At 25.5% G+C, this 8,337-nt stretch carries 6 protein-coding genes and 2 pseudogenes; 4 read left to right on the top strand and 4 right to left on the bottom strand.

Annotated features, from left to right (window positions below; translation table 11 throughout):
* Positions 1-290 precede the first annotated feature (290 nt).
* Positions 291-737 carry a VOC family protein gene (locus tag Tmeso_RS14300; RefSeq protein ID WP_099192394.1) on the bottom strand — a complete coding sequence of 149 codons (447 nt, stop codon included), beginning with the start codon at positions 735-737 and terminating at the stop codon, positions 291-293.
* Positions 738-877: 140 nt separating this feature from the next.
* Here Tmeso_RS14300 and Tmeso_RS14295 point away from each other — a divergent pair, with 140 nt between their 5' ends.
* The 4 genes and pseudogenes from Tmeso_RS14295 (at position 878) to istB (ending at position 4,539) form a co-directional block, all read left to right on the top strand.
* Positions 878-1,792 carry a helix-turn-helix transcriptional regulator gene (locus Tmeso_RS14295; protein WP_242967944.1) on the top strand — a complete coding sequence of 305 codons (915 nt, stop codon included), beginning with the start codon at positions 878-880 and terminating at the stop codon, positions 1,790-1,792.
* Positions 1,793-2,263: 471 nt separating this feature from the next.
* Positions 2,264-2,416, top strand: a pseudogene (locus Tmeso_RS16580) (IS5/IS1182 family transposase); the annotation flags it as partial.
* Positions 2,417-2,498: 82 nt separating this feature from the next.
* Positions 2,499-3,784: pseudogene (istA, locus tag Tmeso_RS14290) on the top strand (IS21 family transposase).
* A gap of 2 nt (positions 3,785-3,786) precedes the next feature.
* The gene (gene istB / locus Tmeso_RS14285) at positions 3,787-4,539 is read left to right on the top strand and encodes an IS21-like element helper ATPase IstB (RefSeq protein ID WP_099192388.1); all 753 of its coding nucleotides are present in this window, start codon (positions 3,787-3,789) and stop codon (positions 4,537-4,539) included.
* A gap of 396 nt (positions 4,540-4,935) precedes the next feature.
* Here istB and Tmeso_RS14280 read toward each other — a convergent pair whose 3' ends face one another.
* The 3 genes from Tmeso_RS14280 to Tmeso_RS14270 are packed head-to-tail and all read right to left on the bottom strand — an operon-like array spanning position 4,936 to position 7,552.
* On the bottom strand, positions 4,936-5,691 hold the full coding sequence (locus Tmeso_RS14280) for a hypothetical protein (RefSeq protein ID WP_099192386.1): 756 nt from the start codon (positions 5,689-5,691) through the stop codon (positions 4,936-4,938).
* Between the two features lie 3 nt (positions 5,692-5,694).
* Positions 5,695-6,405 (bottom strand): hypothetical protein, encoded by a 711-nt coding sequence (locus Tmeso_RS14275; protein WP_099192384.1) that lies wholly within the window; start codon positions 6,403-6,405, stop codon positions 5,695-5,697.
* Entirely contained in the window at positions 6,380-7,552 is a 1,173-nt protein-coding gene (locus tag Tmeso_RS14270) for a hypothetical protein (protein ID WP_099192382.1), read from the bottom strand. The genes Tmeso_RS14275 and Tmeso_RS14270 overlap by 26 nt, the downstream gene beginning before the upstream one ends.
* Between the last annotated feature and the right edge of the window lie 785 nt (positions 7,553-8,337).

The following is an 8,337-nucleotide window of genomic DNA, read 5'->3' as shown; positions in this document are numbered from 1 at the left end:
TGTTAGCTAAGTTTACTATTTGTTGCTTAAATTCATCTGTATATCTTTTATGTTTATTAGACATGATATCTCCTCCGATTTTATTTAATTAATATTATCATGTCCGAGTATTTATTGTCTAATTAAGTGTAGCCTATCCATATTGTCTCTTATATTATATAAAATTTTGCTCGCCGTTAGCAGAATGGCGGCCAATAAGTAAAACTTTTTTTGTTGCACCAGCAGCAGTTTTAGCGGTAACTTCTTTTATTCTTAAACCTGATTTGCTATTCATATCCAATCTTCCTATATTATAGCCTATGATCGAACATAAGTTGAATTTGAACATTAAATGGATCTTCAATAATTCCATAAGCTTTGCTAAATATATTTTCTGCTAATGGAATAATAATCTTAACATTCTCATCACTAATTAAACTGTTGTAAAACCCCTTTATTTCTTCTAAATCAGCGCTCTGAATGCAAATAGAAAAATTATTGCCCCTATTATACTTTTCTTTAGGATCCATTGTATTTTCAGCTAACATTATTTTAGTACAGCCAATTTTTAGCACAGAGTGAGATATTAAATTTTTGTTTCCCTCTGTAATTAATATTGTTGGATCCATTTTGCCTATATCTTCATATGTTACAAGCATTTCTACTTCTGCTCCAAAATGCGTCTTATAAAACTCAATAGTCTCTCTTGTGTTTCCATTCATTGATAAAAAAGTTACTGCTTCTAATGTTTTACTCATAATCTTTCTCCTTTTCTTTTCATTAATATACTATTTACGCTTAGTTGATTTGTATTACTAAATTTATTATAATAGTTAAAGATATCATTTTATGACACCTTTAAGGAGGAGCTATGAAAAAATCTGAACGTCTTAATGATATGATACGTTATTTAAATAATTTGAATGAATTTAATCTTAAAGATATTATGACAAAATATAATATCTCAAAAAGCACAGCATTAAGGGATATTCAATCATTAGAAGAATTAGGAATGCCCATTTATGCTGATTACGGCAGATACGGAAAATATAGTATTTTGAAAAATAAATTACTTTCTCCTATAGTATTTAACATGGATGAAGTTTTTACACTCTACTTTGCTATGCAGACGATTAATGATTATCAATCAACACCATTCCACATACAAATGGAAAATTTGAATGAAAAATTTGAACGATGTCTTTCGATAAATCAACAAGAAAAAATTAACCAAATGAAAAACGTATTACAATTTCAATCGCATCCACATCACAACATCTGTTTGTACCTTGATAAGATTCTTATAAGTATTCTAAATGAAGAAGTCTCAAATATAACTTATGATAAAAATGGAACTTCTAAAAAGTATATAGTTAAATTTTTCAATATATCAGCTAAATTTGGCCAATGGTATGCTAATGGATATATAGTCAAAGAGGATCAGTTTAAAGTTTTTAGATGTGATAAAATTCAAAATATAATAAAATATGAACTAATTTGTAAGCACTCTGTTGACGAACTAAAACAGAAATTTCAATACAGTTTCAATTTAGAGCATAGAATAATTTACGAAATAGAAATAACAGAACGTGGAAAAGATCTTTTTTACAAAGAGCATTATCCCAATATGGAATTGATAATCGGAGATAAAAATTATATTAGAGGTCATTACAGTAAGCTTGAAACAGATTTTATTACAAATTATTTTATTGGTTACGGTAATTCAATAGTATCTATCAAACCCACTCAGTTAAAAGAGATAATTATTGATAAAATATCAGAACTCACAGATTACTATAATTATTCTCTTTAATTATTTTATTTGTAGGTGTAGAGTTCTCTGCTTTAAAATACAAAATAATAGTTCTCACAGATTCATAAATAGAAAAAAGATATCTAAAAATAGATATCTCAGACTGTTGACAAAGAGATGTTAATTTTAAGTAATTAACATCTCTTTTTTTGTCCATAATCATAAATAATAAGTTGATTTATTGTACTAGTTAGGGCTTGATTTCTTAAAAAAGGTGTTTAAGCGAAAATGAAGATAATTGAAATATCGCTACTTAATTAATCTTTTAATAAAACTAGAGATTGTATCTTATTAAATATCCTAAAACTTCTTAAACTCCCTTACGGTCAAACAACGAAGTTTCTTAACGGATATTTAAACGATACAACCTAAGTTTCATAGTAAAAGATTAATCAAAAGTAGCTAACATTTAAATTATCCTCATTTTAAACTAGTTATTACAAAGATTTTATGATATGAGAGGTTGATTTTATGTTATACAAAAGATTAGAAGATGATAGAAAAGAAATGAACTCATTTTGCATTGATGATTTAGTTCCGAAGGATCATTTAGTTAGAAAGATCGAAAAAGCTATAAATTTTGATTTTATATATGACTTAGTTGAAAGTTATAAACGATACAATAGATATGTAAGAACTTGATCTTTTAAGAATGTATAATTCAGACCAATAAGATATAATTATCTCTAAGACCAAGGAGGTAATTATGATTATAAAAAATGACATACATACTAATTTAGAAATTAATACATTAGAGGATCTTAAAAAGTTAAAGCCTCTTATGGAGGGAAGTAATTTGAAAATAAATAAAAGCCAAATAGCGAGAGAATTAGGCGTTGACCCACGCACAGTGGGTAAGTATATAAATGGATATGTAAAACCAACTACAAGAAATAGAACTTCTAAAATCGATAAGTTTTATCCAATAATAAAAGAACTTCTTAGTGAAGAATCGATACAAATTTTCTACTATAAACGAGTATTATGGGAATTTCTAAAGGATAACCATGGATTAGACTGTGCTCAATCATCATTCCGTAGATATATATCTAAGCATGAAGAATTCAATAATTATTTCAAAGAAAGACGAAAAAATTATTCTTCGAGCATAGCTCCTATGAGATATGAAACTGCTATTGGGCAGCAAGCTCAATTAGATTGGAAAGAAAATATGGAATTTGTTTTAAATAATGGAGAGGTAATTAAAATTAATATTTTTGTACTTATACTATCTTATTCAAGATTTAGAGTATACAGATTATCTCTTAGCAAAGAACAGGATGTACTATTTTCCTTCTTAAATGAGGCATTTGAAACATTTGGAGGTGTTCCGAAGGAATTGCTAACTGATAATATGAAGACAGTTATGGATACTGCAAGAACTAATAATTCTAAAGGTAAGGTAAATACGAAGTTTCAACAATTTGCAGATGATTATAATTTTAAAGTTAGACCGTGTATTGCAGGAAGACCTAATACGAAAGCTAAAGTAGAAGCTCCTATGAAACTATTGGATGAAATCCGTGCATACAACGGAATGTTAGATTATAGTGAATTACACCAATTAGTGACAAGACTAAATAATAGAGTTAATAACACTTGTCATACTTCAACAGGAAAGATAGCAATTTTACATCTAAAAAAAGAAAAAGATTTCTTGTGTGAACTCCCCAGAACACAAATAAGAAATCTTTATACAATCAAAACGTTATCTGTAACTGTAAATCCTCAAAGTATGATTAATTATAAATCAAACCAATACTCTGTCCCACCAGAGTATATCGGTAAAAGATTAAAGCTACAAATATACGATGATCAAATACATATTTATTATAACACAAATTTGATTACTATACATAAGGTGAAAAATCAAATACTTAATTACCATCATGATCATTATATAGAAATTAGCTCTTTAACATTAAATAAACCTATTGAGGAGATAAGAGAAATAGCAAAAAATAACTTACATATGATAGGAGAGGTATATAAAAATGACTAGTTCGTACACACAGTTAATAAATAACCTAGAATATTTGAAATTAAAGCAAATGATTACACACCTTGATGAAGTAATAAACTTTATAAATTCTAACAATCTATCTTTTGTAGAAGGTCTTAATAAGTTAACAACACATGAAATTGACTTTAAAGAAGCTAATATGATTCGTTCAATGGTAAAAGTAGGAGCTTTTCCTCATCAGAAAGAATTAAAGGACTTTGATTTTGAATTTCAGCCTAGCATTAATAAGCAACAAGTTTTAGATTTTCAAACGCTGCGCTTCTTAGAACAAAAAGAAAATCTTGTATTTCTAGGTTCAAGTGGTGTTGGAAAGACTCACTTAGCAACTTCCATAGGAATTGCTGCCGCAAAGAAGAGGTATAGCACCTATTTTATTAAGTGTCATGATTTACTACAGCAATTAAAAAAAGCGAAGCTGGAAAATAGACTCGATGCTAGGCTTAAACATTTTGCTAAGTATAAACTGCTAATAGTTGATGAACTAGGTTACCTGCCTATTGATAAAGATGATTCAAAGCTATTTTTTCAGCTGATAGATATGAGATATGAGAAGAAAAGTACTATACTTACAACCAATATAAATTTTAGTAACTGGGATGAGGTTTTCTATGATGCTGTTATAGCTAGTGCAATTCTAGATAGAATCCTTCATCATGCACATGTTATTTCTATTAGTGGAAAATCCTATAGATTAAAAGATCATTTTTATCAAGAGAATGAGTAAAAAACTGCACTCTTATAAGATCAAAAACTTACGCTCTAAACTTGACATTTATATAATTAAAGCTAGAAATAAAGAAGATATGTAATTGACTACATACCCTTCTTTATTTTTTTATTATTTTTTTCTATGTATATTTGAATTTTTTTATCTTCTAAATTATCTATGTTTGTTATTTGGGATTTTAGAGTTTTGATTTCTTGTTTCATGTTGAAATTCTCCCCCCTTAGTTGTTTTTAAACGAAAGAACAGTCTTACTCTTTGTCAAACACACGTTCGATTCATATTATCATTATATCCCTTTTTTATCGTTTGGTCAAGAGGACATATATCTAATTATTTTTTCATACGTGAAAAAAATATAAAAAAGCACCTACTATGTAGATGCCTAAACTAAATTTATTCCATAAGAGTATATTCATTATTATCAATAATAATCCTGTCTGTTTTTCTCTCTTTTAGTAAAATAGTAAATTTTATAACTCCTTTTGGATCTTCTCTCAAATACATCTTTATTATTCCTATATTAATCCCTTTTTTTATAGAGAAATTTATATTATTTAATGAATATCCATTTTTACAATTATTTAATTTAGAAAAAGTAATATTATTTATATTTTGATTATCTAAAGACATTTCTTCTTCAAATATTATAGAGTTAATATGTAGTGAGTTTATATTCAATTCATAATCTTTTAGATTACAGTTATCATTCTTCAGTATTAGTATTATATATCCAGTTTCTTTATTTTGAATAAAAATATGCTCTGCAAATTCTGCAATCATGTTTTTATTAATATTCTCTATAGTTGATGAAATATATTCTATTTTTTCTAGTTTTTTTAAATTTTCATTAATATCATTTAAGTTAGTTATTGTATTTTTAATATCATCAATTTTATTTAAAGCCTTATCTTCTAAATTATGTTCAATACTCTCTAGCTTTATAAATTTTTCATCAACTATTAATTTAATTATAAAAAATAAAATAATCACAAGTAAAATTATTGAAATACTAGAAACAATTTTAGAATATTCATTAATCCAGTTTTGTAATATTCCAGACATAAGTGTAATACATGTTCCTATTCCTGTTAAATAAGCATATATAATTGTCTTTATATCATTTAAAGTTTTACTCTTAAATTTAAACATTTTTTATCTCCTAAAGTTATTACTTAGTTCTTTTGAAATAAATGCGATAAACTCTTTTAAAAATTCCATATGATCTTTATCTGATATATATTTACTTAATTCTATTTTGTTTTGTATCTTTAAAGTTACCAAATAATCTTTGTTAGTAGGCTGAAAAACACAGCTCAGTGTTTTAACTTCGTCATCATGGATAATATCTAAGAATTTTTCAGAGTGTTGTATATTACTACCATGAATATTTACAGAGTTAATCATATCATTTAATTTTTTTTCATAACAAAAAGATACACTTAAAATATTGTCAGAAAACCCATTATCTAAAATACTAGATATAATTCTCTTATTTAATACTTCTATAGATCTAAATTTTGTATTTATAAAATAATCATTCCAATTCCTAATATCATCACAAATTATTAAAAATTTATTTATATCTTTAAATAAAATAATTTGGCAATATTCTTCTTTTTCAATACTTTCCTGTAAAAATTGTAAAATTTTATCTTCATCTTCATAATCTCTTTTATCTTGAATTTTCGATTTCAATTCTAGAAAATCTATTGTTCCATTATTAACTATTCTAGAAATTTTATATAAATATATATTTGATTCTATCTCATTTACTAATTTTAGATTTTCTATACCTTTAAAATCATCTATACTTTCAAATTCAAAGAGCCACGAATAATTATGAGCTAACTTTATATTCCTCATTTTTATTTACTCCTAACAAATTTAAAATTTTTAGTTCATTTTTCAAATTGCCATTCAAATAATTCTCCATAAATACCCTTTTCAATTCATTATATGCTTTAATAAGAATTATTCTTTCTAAATCTTTATTATTTTTAATAAAAATCCGAGCATAGTCACCTTTATAATCGATTCCAGCTTCTACATAATGTTTTATGTTGTTTCCATTTTCACTTATAGTATTATATTCTAATATAAAATTAATGTATAGTATAATTCTTCCTTGTAATATCTTTTCTTTAATTTGACTATGTTCTAATAAATTTTCTCCATATATATTTATAGAGTCTATCCTAGAACTTAAATCTATACTATTTCTTTCTTCATGATCGAATAATATATCATTTACTCTAAATCCAGAGAAAGCATATTTCATATTTTCTAATTCATATACAATATCTAATAACTTCAACGTAACAGGATTAACTTTATTCAATTTATCTATAGAATTTATATCTATAAAATCTATAGATAAATTTTGGTATAGTTCTGGTTTACCTAATTTTAATTTATTATCATAAAAATGATACATTAAAAATTCTCGTATAACAGTTTTTAGTCCTTTATATATATTTACATTCTTAGTTTGAATATATATAAATCTTTTTTCTAAGTCTATTTCAACATTAGCCTTTATCTCGCTCTCATATGACTTACTTTTTTTACTTTTAGCATCATATACATATTGATGTTTAATTTTCATCACCATAAATTTTATATATTCATTTACTATTTCAACATTTTCAATAAATCCAATTTCCTCATTTTCCTCATTCTCTTTATTCTCCATATTATTTTTGTTAAATTCTTCTATAGAATTTTTTATATCCTCTTTAGAAATCATATTATATCGTGGAGTATCAAAAACAATAAAAAAACCATCTAAGACATCTAAATTTGGATTAAAAGCTGCATCTCGCAATTCTGTATATAAAGTTTCATTACCTTGCCTTATTATATGAATTAATTTTTCTTTAATATCCTTAATTTTATTTTTATGCTCAATAACTACACCGTTATTAGCACAGATTCTTATAATATCTAATTTATTTAAAATCCTTAATGAGTGTTTCAAAGTAATAATTTTATCTTCTATTCCTTTCTTCATTACAAAAGCCCCTCTCTTGTTTATCAAAAGCACAATTACTAGGTATATATATCTATACTATACCAAAATGTACCATGTTTTTCAATTATATGACACATTTGTGGAAATATAGATTTATTCTGTTACAAGCATATTTCATTATAGGACTAACTGTAGAAAATACTAACTCTATAAAAAATATATGCTATATCAGAAAGCTTAAGTTTAATAAAATGGAATTATTAACTTTGATGAACTGGTAGATTATTTCTACGTTACTGAGGAATTTATGATGCAGAAGTTTAAGTTTATGTCTAAGCAGAAGATTACTTGGGCTCTTGATTATAAGAGGTGCTTGTGTTTGCATAATTTGCCTACTATTAGTATTTTTGAAAAACTATAATTAAAGCTAGAAATAAAGAAGATATGTACTTGACTACATACCCTTCTTTATTTTTTTATTATTTTTTCTATGTATATTTCAATTTCTTTATCTTTTAAATTATCTATATTTGATATTTGTGCTTTTAGAGTTTTAATTTCTTGTTTCATATTGAAATTCTCTCCTCATTTGTTTTTAAGCGAAAGAACAGTTTTTGTGAACACATGCTTGTTTAAATTAGCATTATATTCCTTATTTTCCATTTGGTCAAGGAATTGTATCTATCCAAATAAGCATAAATAACAAAATCAACATTTATTATACGCCTTTGCTTTGCTGTTTATTATATATATTGTAATCTCCCAAAATAAACTCAGCTATCTGCAATTGCATATAGCTGAATTTATCTTAATGTATTTGGTTA

The sequence above is a fragment of the Tepidibacter mesophilus genome (genome assembly GCF_002724055.1).
Classification (GTDB): Bacteria; Bacillota; Clostridia; order Peptostreptococcales; family Peptostreptococcaceae; genus Tepidibacter_A; species Tepidibacter_A mesophilus.
Note: the sequence above shows the minus strand (reverse complement) of the source record. Positions and strands in the feature narration are given on the sequence as shown.

Excerpts from the sequence above, each read along its gene's own strand:
- Tmeso_RS14270 (WP_099192382.1), bottom strand. The coding sequence starts at position 7,552 with ATGAAGAAAGGAATAGAAGATAAAATTATTACTTTGAAACACTCATTA.
- Tmeso_RS14295 (WP_242967944.1), top strand. The coding sequence starts at position 878 with ATGATACGTTATTTAAATAATTTGAATGAATTTAATCTTAAAGATATT.
- Tmeso_RS14275 (WP_099192384.1), bottom strand. The coding sequence starts at position 6,405 with ATGAGGAATATAAAGTTAGCTCATAATTATTCGTGGCTCTTTGAATTT.
- Tmeso_RS14280 (WP_099192386.1), bottom strand. The coding sequence starts at position 5,691 with ATGTTTAAATTTAAGAGTAAAACTTTAAATGATATAAAGACAATTATA.
- Tmeso_RS14300 (WP_099192394.1), bottom strand. The coding sequence starts at position 737 with ATGAGTAAAACATTAGAAGCAGTAACTTTTTTATCAATGAATGGAAAC.
- istB (WP_099192388.1), top strand. The coding sequence starts at position 3,787 with ATGACTAGTTCGTACACACAGTTAATAAATAACCTAGAATATTTGAAA.